Genomic DNA, 17,995 nt, shown 5'->3' on the forward strand with positions numbered 1-17,995 from the left:
TTTTCGTTGTCAAGAACTGGGGTGGAGATGGGCCCAGGCCGTTGTCTCGTTGTAGGCGGTGCCGGTCTTGAGGCAGCCGTGCAGGATGCCGACGAGGCGATTGCCGAGTTGTCGCAGGGCGGCTTGGTGACCGGTGCCGCGGGCGCGGAGAGTGTCGTAGTAGGCGCGGGCGCCGGGTGAGCCTTTCAGCGAGCAGAACGCCCATTGGTGGACGGCGTCGCTGAGTCTTCGGTTGCGGGCGTAGCGCGCCAAGACGACTTTGCGAGTGCCGGAGGCCCGGGTGATCGGGGACGTGCCGGCGTAGTTCTTGCGGGCCTTTGCGTCGGTGAAGCGGTGCGGGTCGTCGCCGAACTCGCCGAGGATCCGGGCGCCGAGGACCACCCCGAGGCCGGGCTGGCTCAGGTAGTGGTCAGCGTCCCGGTGCCGGCCAAAATGGTCGGCCACCACCTGCCCGAGCTGCTCGACCTCGGCGTTGAGAGCGGCGATCAGCCGAACCTGGGCAGTCACGATGGCCGCGTAAGCGGCCTGAACCGCGTCCGGTTGGCGCAGCTGCCCGGCGCGCAGCCGCTGCTGCAAGTCGGCGGCTTTCGTGTCGATGTTGCGGCGGTTCGCCCGCCGCAACGCGGCGGCGATCTGTGATCGTGACAGCCGGGCGGCGCGAGTCGGGTCCGGCGCGCGGCCGAGCAGCTCCAAAACGTCGGGCGCGGTCAGGTCGTCGAAGGCGTCCAGGGCGGCGGGGAAGAACTCGCGTAACGCGCTGCGCAGCCGCAGCATCTGCCGCGACCGGTCCCAGATCAACGTCTGATGAGTGCGGGCCACCAGTTTCATGGCCTCCGCCTCGGCGCTGTCGCCGGCAACCGGACGGTGATGGGCGTGATCCAAACGCACGATCTCGGCCAGCACGTGCGCGTCGCCGGCGTCGGACTTCGCCCCCGAGGTGGAATGCCGCTCCCGATAGCGAGCGACCGACATCGGGTTGATCGCATACACCTGATAGCCGGCCGCGAGCAGCGCCTGCACCCACGGGCCACGGTCGGTCTCGATCCCGATCCGCACCTGGGCTGCTGCCTCGGCCGGGTCGAGATCGGCCCAGTCGGCCGGCATGTGCTCGGCGATCAAAGCGTGCAGCCGGGTGACACCTTCGAGGCCTTCGGGTAGCCGTTTACGGACCAGCTTGCCACCGTTGCCGTCAACGAGTTCGACGTCGTGGTGGTCCTCGGCCCAGTCGTCTCCCAGGAACAGCATCACGCCTCTCCTCCTCTATGGACCACATCGTCCATGGCAGCGCGGAAGAGACCCCAGCGATCTAATGGCCAAGTGCTCACCGCAAACCCGGGGCACGTCATCCCATCAGCTGTCCAGCCTCCTCACGACCAGCGGGCGCACGGTCTGCCGCAAGGCCTCGAAGGCCTGAAGAGTGGAGTGCTGACCCGCCAGCCGCTACCGGAGCCATCCTGCACCAGCAGGCTGACGGAACCCATTAGAAGAGTGCGCGCTCAATCAGTCGGCAGGAGCGGGCGCATGAACGTTCGCTCGTACCGCACGACACAACCCGAGTCGTCGCGGATGCTGTCAGCCGCGACGAACTCCGGGTCATTGCCGAACCGTGCGCGGTAACGCTCGTAGGCTGCCAGGCTCTCGAAGCTGAACAGCGCCTCGGCCTGGTCGCTGGCTCCCTCGGCGGGTAGGAAGTAGCCGTGGTGCACACCACCGTGCTTGGCCACTAGCCGCATCCACGCGCGGGCGAAGCGTTCAAACGCCTCGATCTGCGCGGGGTTGATGGTGTAGTGCACGACGCAGGTGATCATGACGCCACCATACGGGCCGGTGCTCGCACATCTCGGCACGACCGCGCGGTCAGCGGCAGATCCGGATGTTCGATTGTCCGCCACTGGGGACTACGAGCTCGGCTGATCCAGCGCCCCTCGTGCGCCGGGACCTTCCGTCGGGGATCGACCCGGGTTGACTCGTTCGTCATGCTGGAACCGGAAGCCCCACGCCCGCACCCGAGGAGGACCTGTGCGCAAGCCGGCCAAGACTGCCGCCGTCCTTTTCGGGCTCGGCGTCGGCGCCACGGTCGGTCCATCCCTCGGGCCGGCCGCCGTCTGGTCCGGCGTCGCGATCGCCGCGCTCGGCGTCGCGCTCTCCCTGGTCGGTACGACGGAATCCGATCTCGTCGGGGACGGCCTGGTCGACCGCGACGAGGACGCCGGGGTGGCAGGCGACGGGACGACCACAGGAACCGCGGTCCTCGCGGAACGACGACGGCGGAACCGGCAGCGGCCAACCCTCAGCGGCCTGGGCACCCGGGTAGAACAGATCCTCAAACTCGCCGAGGAGCAGGCCGACGACCACCGCGCCGAGGCGCGGCTCGAAGCCGAGGGGATCGTGACCGCCGCCCGACGGGAGGCGGAGGCGATCCTGAACCGGGCGCACGAACAGGCGGCCGGGATCACCGGCACCCGCCGGGACCGGTCTCCTGTACCGCCCACCCGGGCGCCGTCACCGGACGAAGATCCGAGCCCTCATGCCTGACGGAAGCGGAGCCGCCGGGCGGATCCCGATTGTCAGGCGGGCCGCCAAAGATCGACCGGCGCAGCCGGAGGATGAACGCCGTAAAGGATGCACTCCGAGGGTTTCCGGAGTTGTCAAGACCGGACCAGCGGCGCACCCTCTCATTGGCACGTCCGGATGTATGCACCCGGGCGTTCACCTTCGTCGCCGGTATCGGACCGGCCCTGACCTTCGTTCGCGCCCGGTCATGAGCGACCGCGCGCGGACCGCCGCGTGATGCAGTCCGGGGCAAGGCCACCTTGCCTCTCGCCCCGGCTCAGGCCCACGGCGGCGGCTCATAGCCGGACGAACGAGAAGTCCCTGTGAGTTCTGCGGTTCAGCGGAATGCCGATCTTGACGCGGCGAGCGACCTCCCCGCGGCTGATGCCCAGCCCCCTGGGCGATGAGCCGTTCGGGGCGAAGGGGCACGGGGTCGTCGAAGATGACCGAAACCTGGACGGGCCAGGGGCTTTCGGGAGGGGACGGGGCGAGCAGTTCCCAGCATGAGTCCCACTCCAGGGCGAACCGGTTGCGCCGGGCGATCAGCGGGTCGAGAAGGACGCGGGCGACGAGGGAAGAGGAGTTGCCGGAGTAGCCCTCCAGAAGGATCGGATCCAGGTACCGGACCGGGACGCGATCGTGAACGGTGATTTTGCTGGTGCGGTCGCAGGAAACGCAGGCGACCAGGAGCCAGATGTCGAGGAGTTTGCCGTTGGCATTGACGCGGAACTTCCCGTCGCCGGTGCTGGCGAGGCCGGAATGGCAGTGGACGCAGCGGAACGCGAGCAGGGGAAGGCGCGTGCGCCGAAGGGTCCAGGACAGCACGATATGAGGACGCGTAGACATGATCTCTCTGAAGACCTGACGGAAGGCATGGGAAAAGAGCCGACGGCGACGTCGGCGACCGATGCACGGGGAAGGTGTCAGGTCTAAAGAGCAGGCGGCGTCACGCGGGGTGAAGTCCTCTCGTGAGTGGGTCGGAGAAGAAGATCCAGTTACAAGGTAGGGCGGGACGGGCTGGCGAGGCCACCCATTTTTGTCCTGGTGCCGAGCACTGAGGGGAGGGGTCGGCGAGCTGGGCGTCGACCACGCGCCGATCGCCCCCGCGCCCCCTTTCTGCCGTATTCCGGCCGCCCCCGTGGGACTTGTTCCTCCCGCTGGCCTTCGCCCTGTCCTTCGGCAGCCTCGCGGGGACGACCGCCGCCTACCTGCCGCGGCGGATTGGTGAACAGAGAGGAGCAGCCGCCTCGAAAGCCCGAGCCCGGATATCCGTCGTCACGGCGGCGCTCGCATCGCGGCAGATCAGCGCAGTGCGTAGAACCAACTGCCGGCGTAGTCGCGTGAGACCGTCTCCTCGGACTGGACCGTGACGCCCTCGACTGCAATGCCCTCGTCGCTCTTCAGGTCGAGGACTCGGAGCACTTGGCCGACCAACTCTGGGCCACCTTTCAGGGCCTCTCGCTCCTGGTCGGTAGAGGTGCCCAGCCAGACCCAGACCTCGGGCCTGGGGAAGGCGGACACGTACTCGACCCGGACGACCCCTCGATGCCCGAATGCTGCAACCAGCGCCGGCGCGGCGCTCTGCAGGCGAGTCCAGCGCGGTTCGGTCATGGAGCCATCTTCTCGGCCTGGAACCGAGATGTCATCGGCAGGTTCGAGCTCATAGCGGCAGATGCGGACGCTCCATGGTGCGCCGGGTCGCGGGCGTACTCCGTTTGCCCCTAGCGTGCTCCCGTGGGCGCGGTTCAGAACAGCGGGAGCGTACGTCTATGCAAAATCAAACGCCCCGCAGGAGTCTTTTGGTTTGATCTCCAGCAGGTCCTCCAAGACCGTGACGGGACGTGGCTGCGGGGCCTGGACGGTTCACCATGGGGTGCTCCGCATGACAGTGGCGCTCTTTCGGTACCCGTCGTGGTGCTGCTCACGGCGGGCCGCCCGTGGGTGGCGTGGTGGGTCGGCGATCCTGCTGATCGGCGGATTGAGATCGACGTGTGCCTCCCGCCGGAGCGTACCGAAGCAGGCTGGCGGTATGTCGATCTCGAACTGGACCCGGTGCTCCACGAGCGGGATTGGCGTGTCGAGATCGAGGACTGGGACGAGTACGAACAGGCGTGCCGCAACGGCTGGATGAGCGCGGATGAAGCCAAGCTCGCACAGTCCACGGCCGAAGATCGTGCCGGGGCACTCCGGCGCCGGGACGAGCCCTGGCAGGAGCGCGGATGGCAGATGCTTTCTCAACAGGCCTGAAGACTCGGATGCCGCACGCTCATCGGCACGAGCGGACGGCCTCGGCGCCGCGGTCGCTTACCCAAGGTGACGCCCGCTCGGCGGCATGACAGTCATCTGGCTGCGGCGGGATCGCAGGTACCGCCGCCACGGACGCGTGACCGGGCCGTTGTGCCACACGATACCTAGCAGTACTATGCACAATACTTCTAGGGTATGGAACGGGGTGAGTTCTCGTGAAGGTCGCCAAGGATCTGGTGGCCGCCTCGGCGACACCGATGGTGCTCGGCATCCTGGCCGAGGGGGAGAGCTACGGCTACGCCATCCTCAGGCGGATCAACGAGCTGTCCGGTGGCGAGCTGGACTGGACCGAGGGGCTGCTGTACCCGTTGCTGCACCGGCTTGAGCGCCTCGGCTATTCGGAGTCGAGCTGGCAGTCGGTAGCCGGCGAGCGGCGGCGCAAGTACTACCGCATCACTGACAAGGGCCTGGCAGAGTTGGCCGAGCAACGCCGCCAGTGGGACACGGTCACCGACGCGCTCAAGGAGATCTGGCTCGGCCTCGGCGACCGCAGGCCGCTGACGGCGATCCCGCTGGGGTGCCGGGCATGACGGCGCGGGAGGGTCAGGAGGAGTTGGAGGCGCAGTTCGGGCAGTGGCGTCAGTACGTACAGCGCCGCCGGGAACTGCAGCCGTCCGACGCCGACGAGCTCGAAGACCATCTCCGCGGTTCCGTCGACGAACTCGTCGCGGTCGGCCTGAGCCCGGACGAGGCGTTCCTCGTCGCGGTGAAGCGGATGGGCAGCCTCGACGAACTGTCGCTCGAGTTCGCCCGGGAGCATTCGGAACGATTGTGGAAGCAGCTGGTGCTGACCGGCGAGGCCGGCAGCCCGATGGCGGACACGCGGTCGCGGCGGGACCTGTGGGCGATGGTCATCTGCGCGGCGGGCGCGGCGGTGTCCATCAAGGTGCCGGAGCTGTTCGGGTTGAGGTTGGCGGACGACGGCCCGTTCTACGCGCGGAACTTCACCCTGTTCGCCCTGCCCTGGCTGGCGGTCTTCCTGGCCTGGCGCCGACAGGCCCGACGCCCGCTGATCGGGACACTGGTGGCGCTGTTCGGGCTCGGCGCGGTGGCGGCCAACGCCTACCCCCTGGCCGAGGAGTCAAAGTCGCTGGTCCTCACCAGCATCCACCTCCCCATCGCCCTGTGGCTTGTGGTGGGTCTGGCCTACGTTGCCGACGACTGGCGCTCCTCGCGCCGACGCATGGACTTCATCCGCTTCACCGGCGAGTGGTTCATCTACTTCGTCCTCATCGCCCTCGGCGGCGGTGTGCTCAGCTTGTTCCTGTTCCACACCTTCAATGCCATCGGGATCATCCCGCAGGAGTTCATCTCGCAGTGGCTCCTTCCCTGCGGCGCCGTGGCCGGGGCTGTCGTGGCCGGGTGGCTGGTCGAGGCCAAGCAGAGCGTGGTCGAAAATATCGCCCCGGTGCTCACGCGGCTATTCACTCCGCTGTTCACGGCAGCACTGCTGGCCTTCCTCGTCGCCGTCGTCTGGACCAGCCATGGCATCAACGTGGAGCGCGAAGCGCTGATCCTGTTCGACCTCCTGCTGGTCGTGGTGCTGGGGCTACTGCTCTACTCGATCTCAGCCCGCGATCCGCTGGCCCCGACCGGCCTGTTCGACAAACTTCAGCTCGCCCTCGTGGTCAGCGCGTTGGCCATCGACGTACTGGTACTGCTCGCGATCACCGGACGCATCACCGACGAGTACGGCACCACACCCAACAGGGCTGCCGCGCTCGGCGAGAACGTCATCCTGCTGGCCAACCTCGCCTACTCGGCGTGGCTGTTGCTGAGGTTCATCCGGCGGCGCACACCGTTCGCGGCGCTCGAGCGCTGGCAGACCGGCTACCTACCCGTGTACGCCGTGTGGGCCTGGATCGTGGTCCTCCTCTTCCCTCCGTTGTTCAGCTATGTCTGACCGAGAAGGTCCACCCCATGACGGCGATGTCGACGACCCGCCCATCGGTGTGTGAACCGCCCCGGGTTTGGTAGCGGCGCGACCTCTTGTGGAGGATCGAGTCATGTCACGCCCTTCCCCCTATCCGCGTGAGCTGCGTGAGCGAGCGGTGCGGATGGTAGCCGAGGTGCGGCCGAATTACGAGTCGGAGTACGCGGCGATCGGCGCGGTGGCCCACAAGCTTGGGATCGGCACCGCGGAGACGCTGCGTAAGTGGGTGCGCCAGGCCCAGGTCGACGCCGGTGAGCGTTCCGGGGTGAGCACGGACGAGTCGGCGGAGCTGAAGCGGCTGCGTCGGGAGAACGCCGAGCTGCGCCGGGCGAATGAGATCCTGAAGGCGGCGTCGGCTTTCTTCGCGGCCGAGCTCGACCGGCCACAGGCACGCTCGTGAGGTTCATCGACGAGCACAAGCAGGTGTTCGGCGTCGAGCCGATCTGCCGTGCCCTGAGCGAGCACGGCTGGCAGATCGCGGCCAGCACCTACCGCGCCGCCTGCCGACGGACGCCCTCAACCCGCTCGCGCCGTGACGCATGGCTCGGGCAGGAGATCCGCCGGGTGCACGCGGCGAACTACGGCGTCTACGGAGCCCGCAAGGTGTGGCTGACGCTCAACCGTGAAGGCGTCCCGGTTGCCCGCTGCACCGTCGAACGGCTCATGCGGCAGCTCGGCTTGCGCGGGGTGGTGCGCGGCAAGACCCGCCGCACCACGATCGCCGGCGAGCATGCGGCGCGTCCGGCGGACCTCGTGCAACGGCGGTTCACCACCGAGGCGCCGAACCGCTTGTGGGTCGCCGACTTCACCTACGTGCCCACCTGGTCCGGGATGGTCTACGTCGCGTTCGTCATCGACGCCTACTCCCGCCGGATCGTCGGCTGGCGGGCGGCCACCAGCATGAAGACCAGTCTCGTATTGGACGCCCTGGAGATGGCGATCTGGGCCCGCGGCCGCACCGGCGTCACGGACTTGGCCGGGCTGGTGCATCACACCGACGCCGGCAGTCAGTACACCTCCATTGCGTTCACCGAACGCCTCGCCGCCGCCGGCGTCGACCCGTCCGTCGGATCCGTCGGCGACGCCTACGACAACGCCCTGGCCGAATCCACCATCGGCCTGTTCAAGACCGAGCTGATCAAACCGCGAGGGCCGTGGCGCACCTGCGACCACGTCGAGATCGCGACCCTGGAGTACGTCGACTGGTACAACCACCGCCGCCCCCACAGCGGCGCCGCGGACCTACCACCAGCCGCCTTCGAAGCCCTCTACCATCCCAACCAACCACGGCTGACCCAGCCAGAAACCCAACCCATCTAGCCGCTACCAAACCCGGGGCGGTTCAGGGTGTGTGCGCTACCAGCGGCAGATCAGTGCACGTGATCTTGTTTGAGCTTGGATCGCTCGCTATTCGTCGCGGCCCGGAATCAGTTGGATGGGGTCCGCTTTTGGGCCGGGGAGCCACACCCGCTGACTCTCGATGTCGCGGCGCCCGGCGTCAGGTCTCGTCGGCAGGCAGTTCGTCGGGCTTCCAGTTCCCGAGGTACATGGTTGGTGTGCCTTCGACCTGCTCCTCGCTCAGGCTGGTCGCGCCGGCCAGGATGCGCTCCATCACCGGCACGGGTAGGTGCGGGTTGGCGGCGGCCTCACCAGTGGTCAACGGGTCGTCGAACAGTTCGAGCGCCCGCTCGCGTGACAGCCGAGGATCGGCCGCGACGCATGTGCGCACGGCGGGGTGGGGATCGTGGCTGAGCCGTTCGAGGAGTTCCGCCGGAGCCTCGGGGTCGAGCACAGCCAGGCAGCGGGCACTGGGATCCGGGGACTCCGTTAGGCGGGCCAGTCCGACCCGCTTGAAGGCGGGATGGTGCAGCAGCCGACCGCGGGTAATGGTCCTGGCCTTCAAATAGGTATCGAGCACGGTCTCGGGCGGCACGTCGGCATGGTTCTCGCAGAGCAGTAGCCGTACCGCGAAGTCGTCGTCGGTGGCGAGCACCGCGACCAGGTCCGGTGACAGCGATGGGTTATACGCGACACTGCGGCGAAGCCCGATGTGCGCGGAGTAAACACACCGGCACTGCTCCTGCGGATTGCGAGTGACCGTCGCCCAATGTGCCGGATCGATCCGGTCGTCCGGGGCCACCTGGTAGTCGATGGCCGCGCGCTCCTCCTCGCTGAGCTCAGGACGCATCGACACGGCCAGCCGGACCATGGGGGACGGATCGACCGCGAGTCTTGCCACGAGGTCGACGGGCAGCCTGGGATCGGCGGCACCGCCGGCTCGCGTCCACTCGCTCTCGCTACCCGCGATGGCCTCGGCCTCCCCGCTGTTCAACGGAGAGTCCTCGACGGGTGCCGGACGCGAAGCGTTCGCCAACGTCGGCGATAGCTGTTCGCGCAGTTCCCACGGCACCCACCGACTCGTCGCGAGGAGCTCGCCCAGGCGAGCGTCTCGTTCGATCAGCCGGCGATAGGCCCATCGGGGCAGCAGCGGCTCAAGCGTCGTGAACCGCAGAGCGTCCGTCATCGGGCCCTCCGCCAGCACGCACAGCACCTCGGGGTGGTCGATCAGTGCCTCGAACTGCTCGTTGGACCACTCTAGACGGAAGCTGAGGTAAGACCTCACCTCGGTGAATTGCTCGTTGACGAGCCGCCGCAGCACGGTGCCGGGAATCGCGGGGTTGCGGACAAGGCCCCGCAGCCGTGCTCGGGCCGGCTTGTTGTAATGGGCGAGGAACGCGTCGTTGACGTACAGCGAGACCTCCAGGCCTCGTTTGACCGTGCCCTGTCCTGTGCGGGCCGGATGGCGTGCAGCCAGCGTAGGAGGCAAGTCCGCAGTTCAACAGTCAACAGGGCCGGTCGATGGAGTGACTAGAGCCGATGTGCACCGATATGGTGATGTCGGTTGTCGCTCCTCAGCCCACTCAACCGGCCCGCGTCACCACGTTGCCCACAGCCAACGAAGGCGCCCGGGGCGCACTGATCTCGGCACGACCGGACGGCTAGGCACCGCGGCTGATTATCCGGTGCGACGCCCGACCGGCGGCAGTTGAGGATGCGCAACAGATTCGGTGCGACTCAGTCCCACCAGAGGGCAACCGAAAGCCGCCGTTGCGCCGCATACGCATAAAAGTCGCGGAGCGCGGCGAAATGCCGATGCAGGTATGGTCGCGGGTGTCCATCGAACTCGCGCATTCCGATGCTCAGCGCTGCAGCCGCGGCGTCCTCCGGCAGGGCGGCCAGCACCACCTCCGGCTCAACCTGCCCGAGCAACCTGGCAACATCAGCGACGATGTCAGGTTCAAGCGCCGCCACGGGATGCCCCCACATCGTGTCCTGGCGGTCTCGATATGCCGGATTGATCTCCCCATCGCCGTCGAGCCCGCGCCGCAGCGCTACGACGATCGGCGGGCTGACCTGCGCTAGCTCGAAAACGCGGATGAGTGGCGCCGGCGCCAAATCGAGGTCCAGGTAATCCGACGAGGGCAGCAGCCCGAACTCACAGAGCTTGTCCAACTCCTCGGCCGAGCTGCGGCACGCGGCAAGCTGCCCGGGCGAGAGCCGTGCCAGTTGCCGCGTTACAGCCACGCCGAAAGTCTCTCAAACCGTAGATCACCGCTGCCCGCTGGACGTACTCATCCACGCCGATCCCCTCCCCATGCTTCACGAACAAGATTGCGACGCACTGTTCTCGGTATGCGAGCGTGTCCGTCAGGGGGTGGTCACCGGCCTCTATAGGTACTGTCATCGAGTTCGTTGTAGGGCCAACCCCGGCGGCATGAGCGCGCGTCCGGTGAGGACAGGCCTGGCAGCGCAGGCCGCCTGATGGTCCACGGTTCGCCAGCCGTCGCCAGTGGCGTCGCCGCCGACCGATGAGTTCGTCGCTGGCCGCCAGTCTCCACTTTCGAAAGCGGCACCAGCCGCGCAGGATTCTGGAAGGAACCAGACGTATGACGCAGGTAGTCGTCAACATGACCATGTCCCTGGACGGCTTTACGGCCGGCCGTAACGTCGGTGTGACGAGTCCCCTCGGTGAGGGCGCCGAGCACCTCCACGACTGGATCACAAACACCGGGGGCAGCGATGGCCCCAACGCGGATGGGCAAGCCGTGCAGGAGATGTTCACGACGACGGGTGCGTTCGTGATGGGCAGACGGACGTTCGACGTGGGCATTGATCTATGGGGCGACGACGGCGCGTTCGGCGTGCCGTGCTTCGTCGTCACCCAACGCGCCAAGGGAACGCTCACCAAGGGCCCCACCACGTTCACCTTCGTCACAGACGGCGTGGATCAAGCAGTCAAGGAAGCGAGAACAGTCGCAGCCGGCAAAAACGTCTGCGTCATGGGCGGGGCTGACATCGCACAGCAGTGCCTACGAGCAGGGCTCGTCGACCAGTTGCGGATCCATCTGGCGCCAATCCTCATCGGCGCGGGCTCCCGCCTCTTCGACCACCCTGAGCTCACACGGCTCGACCTTGAGCGAACGGGAGTTGTTAACGGCCCGATCGCCACCCACCTCGCCTTCCGGCTTGTCCGGCCGAAAGATCGCTGAGCCTCAACTGATCCGTCGGAGTCGGGCGCTGCGACAGCCTGGTCGAACGCGCGCAATGCGGCAGATCCGGATACGGACGGCCCTTCACTTTGCGAGCCGCGACAACAGGTCGAGCAGCGTTTCTAGCCGTGTGGCCAAGGTCCCGTCGACGCGGACGCTGACCACTGCGCTTCCCGGTGACTGCGCCAGCTGGATCACCAGTGGCGGCGTGCCGGCGAGCGGGTATTCGAGCCAGCCGTTGGCTACCTCGTCGTTCGTGCCATCGAGCGCGCCGGTGAGCGCCGCCTCGTCCAGATCGTCATAGGGATAGCCGATATAGGTGCTGATCTGCCGCAGCAACTGCGCAACATGGTCCTCGGCCACCCATCCGCCATCGTTGAATTCTCGGCGTTCGTTACGGGGAGCCCTCGATGATCCGGCCGCTGCGCCTCTATCGTCCATTGATAAACCGGCGAGTGTTGTTGTCCGCTGGGAGCAAGTCCCGCGTGTCAGAGGCGTGCGCGGGCCTCGGCAGCCCAGTGTGGAGCGTTCCATCGGTCGGCGATGGAGGCGGCCCGCGCGAAGTGGGCGGCGGCCTCGTCGTCGCGGCCGAGCAGCAGTGCCAGCGCGCCGAGCGTGTGGGCGGCCGGGCGCACGGCCAGCGACAGGCTGGTGGCGCCGGCCGGAGGACCGTCGCGATGGGGGAGCAGGGCGGCGTAGCACTCCTCGGCCGCGTCGCTATCGATCGGGGCGGTGTCGTTCAGGGCGATGACGGCCATGGCGCGCAGGGTGGTCAGGAAGGTGAAGTAGAAGTCGGGGCGGATCGGGCTCGGGCCTGGTGGCGTGCGGGCCCGTCGTGCCTCGTCGTCACGGCCGGCGGCGTGGAGGGCGAGGGCGAGCAGGTCCGCAACCATCGGGCCGAACGTCTCGTGGAGGGCGCACACTTCGTCCAGGTGGTCGCCGAGCGTGCCGTCGTTCAGCCAGATCGCGGCCAGTACGAGGCGGAGGAAGCCCACGGCGTGGCCGGATCCGGCGCGTTCCATGCGTTCCGTGGCCTCGGTGTAGAGGCGCTCGGCCTCGGCGAACCGGCCCTCGATGAGCACCAGGGTCGCCAGCGCGATCTCCGCGACGCCGACCGCCTCGGGCATCCGGTAGGTGCGCGCGAGGGCGAGGGCCTCCCCGACCGCCTCGCGCAGGGTCGCCGGATCATTGGCCGCGGCGGCGCCGGTGGCCTGGTTCAGTAGCCCGGTCACGCGGTAGACGGGCAGGTCGTGCTCGAGGCCGATCTCCAGCAGCTCGCGCCAGGCCTCGTCCTGCCCGGGCGTACCGCCGGAGGCGCGCGCCAGCACCTGGAGCGCCGCGCCCCGGAGGCGGGGATCGGTGGCAAGGTCGAGTGCCTCCCGCGCCGCCTCCATCACCGTCGGATTGTCCTCGCCCGCCAGCTCCTCGGCGTACGCGGTCAGCAGGCGGGACCGCACTTCGGGCGCCAGGTCCGTCCGCTTGAGCAGGCGGCTGAGGCGGTCGACGATGGGCCGGTCCACGGTGCCGTACGCGCGGGCCTGCCAGGGCGTGGGCTCGGTCCAGGCGGTGAACGCCGCGATCATCAGGTCGTCGCGCCCGAGAGACTCGGCGAGCTCCACGGCCTGCCGCCGCGTGTCCCGCGCCGCCGTCACGGCCCCGGCCCTGATCTGCGCGCGCAGCAGCCTGCCGAACAGGTTGATGCGTTCCTCCGGTTCGGCGGAATTCGCGACTGCGTCGGTCAGGAGGGCGGCGGCCACGTGGTGCGCGTAGCGCGCCTCGGCCAGCTCGGCGGCCCGCACGCAATAGCCGACGGCCTTCGGCGACCCCGCTCGTGCATAGTGATGGGCCAGCGCGGCGATGTCGCCGGTGCCCTCCAGCGCCTCGGCGATCCGGGCGTGCATCCTGGTGGCGCGCAACCGGCTGAGGTCGGCGACCAGCGTGTCTCTTACCAGCGCGTGAACGAACCGGACGCGCCCCGGCCCCGGCTCGTCGAGCAGCCCGGTGATGACGCCCGCGTCCAGCGCGTCCAAGACACCGTCCTCGCCCGTGTCGGCGGCCCGCACGAGGACGTCCACCGGGCTCTCCCGCCCGGCGACCGCGGCCAGCCGCAGGACGGGCACCGCGTCGCCGGGCAGCCGCGCGAGCCGCCGCCGCAGCACGTCCCGTACGCCCTCGGGGACCTCGGAGAGCGCGACCAGCGCACCCTCGCCGTTCAGCAGCCGCGCGCTCTCCCGCACGTAGAACGGGTTGCCGCCGGTGCGCTCGGCGATCCCCGCCACCGTCGCGTCGTCGGCCTCGCTTTCGGCCCGTACGAGCTCGGCCACCGCCGCGCCGTCGAGCCCGGGCAGCGCGATCCGCAGCGGCGCGGTGCGGGCGAGCGCGCCCAGCGTCTCGGTGAGGTGCTCGCTCTCGTCCGGGCGGTACGCCGCGACGACCAGGATCGGGGCCCGCACGCCGACGCCGCCGCCGAGCAGCCCCAGCGTGGTCGTGTCCGCCCAGTGCAGGTCGTCCAGCACGACAGCGACGGGCTGTTGCGTGGCGGCCGCCGCGAGCCAGCCCCACACGGCCCGGCGCAGCCGGAACCGCCCGGCGGCGGCGTCGCTGTCCACCGGCATGGAGTCGGAGAGCAGCGGCGCCAGGTCTTCCGCGAACTCCCCCTGAGGAACGGCCGCGGCGACGGCCCGCAGCGCCTCGACCCACGCCCACGCGGGCGGCGCGCCGTCGACCTCCGGACAGCGCCCGGCGGCGACGAGCTAGCCGTCGCGCTCCAGCTGTGCGCCGAGGTGCTCCAAGAGCGTCGACTTGCCCAGCCCCGCTTCCCCGGTGACAAGAGCGACGCGCGCCCCATCGGCGGCAGCCTCCCCGGCGGCCGAAACCAGCGCGGCAAGCTCGGCCTCCCGCCCCACGAACGAGGCAGCGCGATGCGGAGTCGCGTCGTGCGAGGCCGCACGGTGCGGGGACGCGTCGTGCATGCGCGCATCGTGTGGGGGCGTGGCGTGTGCGGAAGCGGTGTGTGGCGACGCGGTGTGCAAGGTCGCGTCATGCGAGGGCGTGGCCTGTGGGGGTGCGGGAACGGCCGCGCGGAGGATGTCGATGCGCTGGGCGAGGATCGCCTCTTCCAGGGCGACCAGGTCGGGGCCGGGGTCGAGGCCGAGGTCGTCGGCGAAGGTGGCGCGGGCGCGGCGGAGCGTCGCGAGGGCGTCGGCCTGGCGGGCGCTGCTCCACAGCGCGAGGGCGTGCAGGCGCCAGCCCTCTTCGCGCAGGGGTTCGTCGCGGGTGAGGCGTTCGGCTTCGGGGACCACCGAGGCGGGGTCGCCCGTCCGCAGGCCCGCCGCGACGTGGAGCTCGCGGGCGACCAGGCGCAGCTCGTTCAGGCGGGCGGTCTCGGCGGCGGCCCAGGCTTCGTCGGCGACCTCGGCGAACGCGGGTCCCTGCCATAGGCCCAGTGCCTCGGCCAGGCGGGCGCGGGCGGCCTGAGGCTCGGTGAGCGTGCGGGCTTCGTCGAGCAGGTCCTCGAACCGCCATGCGTCCACCGATTCCGGCGGTAGCCGCAATGCGTAGCCGGGGGAGGCGCTCACCAGGAGGCGGGCCGGGGTTCGGGGCGGGCGGCCGGGCTCCAGCAGCCGGCGCAGGTTGGAGACGTACGCCTGCAGGGAGGCCAGCGCACGGGAGGGTGGCTCGCCGCGCCAGAGGTCCTCGATCATTCGGTCGACCGACACGACCTGTCCGCGCGCCGCGACCAGGAGGGCCAGGACGCCGCGCTGCCGCGGGCCGCCCAGGGGAACGGACTCGCCGTTGACCTCGGCGCCGAGAGAGCCCAAAACCCGGATCAAGACCATGACGCGGGACATCGTACGCGCGCGGGTGTTCCAAGTCGGTTCCAAGTGCCTTCCAAACGCCTGGGAGCAGCCTTGACACGTCGAACCGATGAAGGGCAGGAACGAAATGAGCGTCAACACCCAGGACATGGAGATCGTCCACCGCGCCTTCCGCCGAGAGTCGCGGCTGCTGATGGAGCTCGTCGCGGCGGTGGCCCCGGGTGACACCGCTCGCGCAAAGGTGATCGCCGATCACTTCCGCGACTACCGGCTGGGACTGAAGAACCACCACGAGGGCGAGGACGAGCTGCTCTGGCCGCCGCTCCTGTCCCGGGTGGACCTGGAGGCCGACATCGTGCTGCGCATGGAGGCCCAGCACGAACGCGTCGCCGCGACGCTGACCAGGCTGGACGCGGCGGTCCCCGCGTGGGAGGCCACCGCCGGGGCGGACGAGCGCGACACGCTCGTGGCCGCCCTAGCCGACCACCGGGCCGTCCTCCTCGAACACCTCGACGACGAGGAGGCCACTCTCCTTCCGCTCGCGGCCGAGCACATCACCGAAAAGGAATGGGCCTCCCTGGGCGACCACCTGGTGGCCAACACGCCCATGCTCACCCTGCTCACCCTCTTCGGCCTCGTCCTGGAGGATGCGAACCCGGCCGAGCGCGCCACGCTCCTGTCCGCCCTTCCCGCTCCGGTACGCGGCATCTGGCACATCATCGGCCGCCCCCGCTACGCCCGCCACATCAGCCGCGTCCGCGCAGCCTGACCAGGCTCCATACGACTCACCAGGCTCCACCAAGCTCACGAAGACTCGCAAGGAGAAGAACAATGTCGCTGAAGAAGATCAACACCGTCCTGGCCGCCGCCTTCATTCTCTTCATCCTCTGGTTCGGGACGGAGTTCATCCTGAACCCGGAGACGACGGCGCCGGGCTTCGGTCTGCCGAGCTGGCCGTCCGGCGACGGCGGCGGCTTCCTGATCATAAAGGGAATCCGCGACATCGTCTTGGCCCTGGTCCTGGGCATCCTGCTGGTGACGGGCCACCGCCGAGCGCTGGGCTGGGTGCTGCTGGTGGAGGCCCTCGCCGCGTACGGCGACATGACCACCGTGCTGGCCCACCACGGCTCCGTGGCCAAAGCGCTCGGCGTCCACGGCCTGACCGCGACGCTGATCGTGGTCAACGGCCTGCTGATGATGCGCGAGACCCGCAAGGTCGCGGCCGCTCCGGCGACGCCCGCCCCGCGGCCCGCCTGATCCCATCGGACCAAGGTGGCCCGGCCCCCGGCCGGGCCACTTTGGAGATGACCGTGTGATCTGGTGCAAGACCTCTATCACTGACGCGCACTGCACCGGAATCCGGCTGGCTCAGGCTCGTCGCCGACTGCACGCTTCTCGGCAGTTCCGGATGCCGAGCCGACCCACCAAGCGACCACTCTCGGTGACGGACCACAACCCGCCACCGCGCACGCTGCGCGGCAGATGAGGACTTGGCCATGCCGGAGTTGGACCAGGATCAGCGACTGCTGGCACGAGGTCAGGCGGGATGCGGGTCATCCCTGGTAAGGCGGGGCCACACCCCAGCCCCAGCGTGGTACCGGTGCCTGCCGGATCGGGTCTGCGTCGGGTTGGGAATTGCGTACCGCCAACCGGGTGCCCCACTCGAGGTAGCTCGTGAAGGCGGCGCGGAACTCCGGATCGTCGGGTAGGCCGACCTCGTCGGCGGCGTCCATCATCAGATTGACCCACCGCCGACGCTGCGCCTCGCTGATCGCCTTGCCCAGGTGCTGGCCGACCATGTGGCGGTAGCCGCCGTGCTCCATGGTGTAGGTAGCCGGTCCGCCGAAGACCTCGGCAAGCCATACCGCTACATACCGGGCGTGGTCGGGGTCCATGTGCGCGAACATCGGCGCGAGTAGGTCGTCGGAGCGGACCAGGCGGTAGAACGCATCGCAGAGCTTCATGAACGCGTCGGTGCCGCCGGCCCACTCGTACAAGCTCGGCGGCGCGGCGCCACCAGGGCCGGCAACCGAGGTTTGGGCGTAGTGCCGCATCTCCTCGATGTCCTCGACGTACGGCTTGATGGCGGCGAAGAACTGCCCGAACACCGGGCCGCCCCGAAACCCGCCCAGGTGCTCGTCTACTGATGTCCAGGTGATGCGCAGCAGGTAGCAGGCGGGGTCGTCCAGGCAGCGGCTCAACTCGTAGTCCACGCACTGCGGCGCAGCGCGTAGCGCGTCAGCGGCCTGCTCGTACGCCGCCTCGAAGCCGTCCAGCCGCTCCTGCGGCACGCGGTACCTGATGTACTCGATGACCATGGGTACAGCCCAACACCCGCAGCCACGGCGATCAAGTACGCACCATCTGGTACGTGCCTTTAAGGGGGCCCACCATGCCCAAGCGATACCACTGCCCGGTGGAGCTTGCCGTCGACGTCATCGGCGGCAAATGGCGGCCGGTGATCCTGGCCCATCTCAAGGAGGGCGTACACCGCTATGGCGAACTGCGCCGCCGGATGCCAGGGGTGAGCGAGAAGATGCTGACCCAGCGTCTGCGCGAGCTGGAGGCCGACGGGCTCGTCGTGCGGCACGACCACAAGACCACACCACCCCATGTCGAGTACCGGCTCACCGAGGAAGGACTCAGCCTGGTCCCGGTGCTGCAGGCCCTGTACGACTGGGGCGCCGCGCGGGCCGCACGTACCGGTACCGCCATCGACGAACCTACCCGACCAGATCTCCCGGCGAGCGGCACCTGATACAGCTCGGGAACGAGGGCGCCGCACGGCGGCGTGTTCGAAGGACCGGCGAATCCCAGGAAACGAACATCCTCTC

Annotated in this window: 17 protein-coding genes and 1 pseudogene; 9 read left to right on the plus strand and 9 right to left on the minus strand. The window is 68.9% G+C overall.

Annotation, left to right across the window (positions count from 1 at the left end; genetic code table 11):
- Positions 1-9: 9 nt before the first annotated feature.
- Both ACTWO6_RS12995 and ACTWO6_RS13000 read right to left on the minus strand, forming a co-directional pair.
- A complete protein-coding gene (locus tag ACTWO6_RS12995; RefSeq protein ID WP_446220645.1) occupies positions 10-1,245 on the minus strand; it encodes an IS110 family transposase in 1,236 nt (411 codons plus the stop codon).
- A 251-nt stretch (positions 1,246-1,496) separates the two neighbouring features.
- Positions 1,497-1,808, minus strand: a complete 312-nt coding sequence (locus tag ACTWO6_RS13000) for an NIPSNAP family protein (protein ID WP_154936452.1) — start codon at positions 1,806-1,808, stop codon at positions 1,497-1,499.
- 211 nt (positions 1,809-2,019) lie between these two features.
- On the opposite strand from ACTWO6_RS13000, the gene ACTWO6_RS13005 reads away from it, so the two are divergent.
- Positions 2,020-2,535 carry a DivIVA domain-containing protein gene (locus tag ACTWO6_RS13005; RefSeq protein WP_446219874.1) on the plus strand — a complete coding sequence of 172 codons (516 nt, stop codon included), beginning with the start codon at positions 2,020-2,022 and terminating at the stop codon, positions 2,533-2,535.
- 174 nt (positions 2,536-2,709) lie between these two features.
- On the opposite strand, the gene ACTWO6_RS13010 is transcribed toward ACTWO6_RS13005, so the two are convergent.
- Both ACTWO6_RS13010 and ACTWO6_RS13015 read right to left on the minus strand, forming a co-directional pair.
- The gene (locus tag ACTWO6_RS13010) at positions 2,710-3,399 is read right to left on the minus strand and encodes a DUF1062 domain-containing protein (RefSeq protein ID WP_446219875.1); all 690 of its coding nucleotides are present in this window, start codon (positions 3,397-3,399) and stop codon (positions 2,710-2,712) included.
- 456 nt (positions 3,400-3,855) lie between these two features.
- Positions 3,856-4,164, minus strand: a complete 309-nt coding sequence (locus tag ACTWO6_RS13015; RefSeq protein WP_446219876.1) for a hypothetical protein — start codon at positions 4,162-4,164, stop codon at positions 3,856-3,858.
- Positions 4,165-4,464: 300 nt separating this feature from the next.
- Here ACTWO6_RS13015 and ACTWO6_RS13020 point away from each other — a divergent pair, with 300 nt between their 5' ends.
- The 4 genes from ACTWO6_RS13020 (at position 4,465) to ACTWO6_RS13035 (ending at position 8,113) form a co-directional block, all read left to right on the plus strand.
- Complete coding sequence (locus tag ACTWO6_RS13020) at positions 4,465-4,800, plus strand: DUF402 domain-containing protein (RefSeq protein WP_446219877.1); 336 nt, start codon at positions 4,465-4,467, stop codon at positions 4,798-4,800.
- A 215-nt stretch (positions 4,801-5,015) separates the two neighbouring features.
- Positions 5,016-5,390, plus strand: a complete 375-nt coding sequence (locus tag ACTWO6_RS13025) for a PadR family transcriptional regulator (protein WP_109801855.1) — start codon at positions 5,016-5,018, stop codon at positions 5,388-5,390.
- Positions 5,387-6,763: a permease prefix domain 1-containing protein gene (locus ACTWO6_RS13030; RefSeq protein ID WP_446219878.1), complete on the plus strand. Its 1,377-nt coding sequence runs from the start codon at positions 5,387-5,389 to the stop codon at positions 6,761-6,763. The genes ACTWO6_RS13025 and ACTWO6_RS13030 overlap by 4 nt, the downstream gene beginning before the upstream one ends.
- Before the next feature lie 103 nt (positions 6,764-6,866).
- Positions 6,867-8,113, plus strand: a protein-coding gene (locus ACTWO6_RS13035) for an IS3 family transposase (protein WP_446220646.1) whose coding sequence is annotated in 2 segments (ribosomal slippage) — positions 6,867-7,149 and positions 7,149-8,113 — 1,248 coding nt in all. Because the reading frame shifts where the segments join, the coding sequence is not laid out codon by codon here.
- A 178-nt stretch (positions 8,114-8,291) separates the two neighbouring features.
- Here the strand turns inward: ACTWO6_RS13035 and ACTWO6_RS13040 are convergent.
- Together ACTWO6_RS13040 and ACTWO6_RS13045 are read right to left on the minus strand one after the other, a co-directional pair.
- On the minus strand, positions 8,292-9,620 hold the full coding sequence (locus ACTWO6_RS13040) for a hypothetical protein (protein ID WP_446219879.1): 1,329 nt from the start codon (positions 9,618-9,620) through the stop codon (positions 8,292-8,294).
- 248 nt (positions 9,621-9,868) lie between these two features.
- Complete coding sequence (locus ACTWO6_RS13045) at positions 9,869-10,378, minus strand: hypothetical protein (protein WP_446219880.1); 510 nt, start codon at positions 10,376-10,378, stop codon at positions 9,869-9,871.
- Between the two features lie 362 nt (positions 10,379-10,740).
- Between ACTWO6_RS13045 and ACTWO6_RS13050 the strand changes: the two genes are divergently transcribed.
- A complete protein-coding gene (locus tag ACTWO6_RS13050; protein WP_446219881.1) occupies positions 10,741-11,343 on the plus strand; it encodes a dihydrofolate reductase family protein in 603 nt (200 codons plus the stop codon).
- An 84-nt stretch (positions 11,344-11,427) separates the two neighbouring features.
- Here the strand turns inward: ACTWO6_RS13050 and ACTWO6_RS13055 are convergent, their stop codons facing one another.
- Together ACTWO6_RS13055 and ACTWO6_RS13060 are read right to left on the minus strand one after the other, a co-directional pair.
- Positions 11,428-11,706 carry a hypothetical protein gene (locus ACTWO6_RS13055; protein ID WP_446219882.1) on the minus strand — a complete coding sequence of 93 codons (279 nt, stop codon included), beginning with the start codon at positions 11,704-11,706 and terminating at the stop codon, positions 11,428-11,430.
- A 125-nt stretch (positions 11,707-11,831) separates the two neighbouring features.
- Positions 11,832-15,311, minus strand: a pseudogene (locus ACTWO6_RS13060) (BTAD domain-containing putative transcriptional regulator).
- Here ACTWO6_RS13060 and ACTWO6_RS13065 point away from each other — a divergent pair.
- Together ACTWO6_RS13065 and ACTWO6_RS13070 are read left to right on the plus strand one after the other, a co-directional pair.
- On the plus strand, positions 15,289-15,930 hold the full coding sequence (locus ACTWO6_RS13065; RefSeq protein ID WP_446219883.1) for a hemerythrin domain-containing protein: 642 nt from the start codon (positions 15,289-15,291) through the stop codon (positions 15,928-15,930). The pseudogene ACTWO6_RS13060 and the gene ACTWO6_RS13065 sit on opposite strands and share 23 nt — an antisense overlap.
- A 62-nt stretch (positions 15,931-15,992) precedes the next feature.
- The gene (locus ACTWO6_RS13070) at positions 15,993-16,418 is read left to right on the plus strand and encodes a DUF4267 domain-containing protein (RefSeq protein ID WP_446219884.1); all 426 of its coding nucleotides are present in this window, start codon (positions 15,993-15,995) and stop codon (positions 16,416-16,418) included.
- Between the two features lie 296 nt (positions 16,419-16,714).
- Here the strand turns inward: ACTWO6_RS13070 and ACTWO6_RS13075 are convergent, their stop codons facing one another.
- Complete coding sequence (locus tag ACTWO6_RS13075; RefSeq protein WP_446219885.1) at positions 16,715-17,479, minus strand: globin domain-containing protein; 765 nt, start codon at positions 17,477-17,479, stop codon at positions 16,715-16,717.
- Between the two features lie 98 nt (positions 17,480-17,577).
- On the opposite strand from ACTWO6_RS13075, the gene ACTWO6_RS13080 reads away from it, so the two are divergent.
- Positions 17,578-17,919, plus strand: a complete 342-nt coding sequence (locus ACTWO6_RS13080; RefSeq protein ID WP_446219886.1) for a winged helix-turn-helix transcriptional regulator — start codon at positions 17,578-17,580, stop codon at positions 17,917-17,919.
- Positions 17,920-17,995 lie beyond the last annotated feature (76 nt).

It is taken from the genome of Micromonospora sp. IBHARD004 (assembly GCF_052814115.1).

Bases quoted from the DNA above. Each gene is read 5' to 3' on its own strand.
- ACTWO6_RS12995 (WP_446220645.1), bottom strand. From the start codon at position 1,245: ATGCTGTTCCTGGGAGACGACTGGGCCGAGGACCACCACGACGTCGAA.
- ACTWO6_RS13000 (WP_154936452.1), bottom strand. From the start codon at position 1,808: ATGATCACCTGCGTCGTGCACTACACCATCAACCCCGCGCAGATCGAG.
- ACTWO6_RS13010 (WP_446219875.1), bottom strand. From the start codon at position 3,399: ATGTCTACGCGTCCTCATATCGTGCTGTCCTGGACCCTTCGGCGCACG.
- ACTWO6_RS13015 (WP_446219876.1), bottom strand. From the start codon at position 4,164: ATGACCGAACCGCGCTGGACTCGCCTGCAGAGCGCCGCGCCGGCGCTG.
- ACTWO6_RS13030 (WP_446219878.1), top strand. From the start codon at position 5,387: ATGACGGCGCGGGAGGGTCAGGAGGAGTTGGAGGCGCAGTTCGGGCAG.
- ACTWO6_RS13050 (WP_446219881.1), top strand. From the start codon at position 10,741: ATGACGCAGGTAGTCGTCAACATGACCATGTCCCTGGACGGCTTTACG.
- ACTWO6_RS13065 (WP_446219883.1), top strand. From the start codon at position 15,289: ATGAGCGTCAACACCCAGGACATGGAGATCGTCCACCGCGCCTTCCGC.
- ACTWO6_RS13070 (WP_446219884.1), top strand. From the start codon at position 15,993: ATGTCGCTGAAGAAGATCAACACCGTCCTGGCCGCCGCCTTCATTCTC.
- ACTWO6_RS13075 (WP_446219885.1), bottom strand. From the start codon at position 17,479: ATGGTCATCGAGTACATCAGGTACCGCGTGCCGCAGGAGCGGCTGGAC.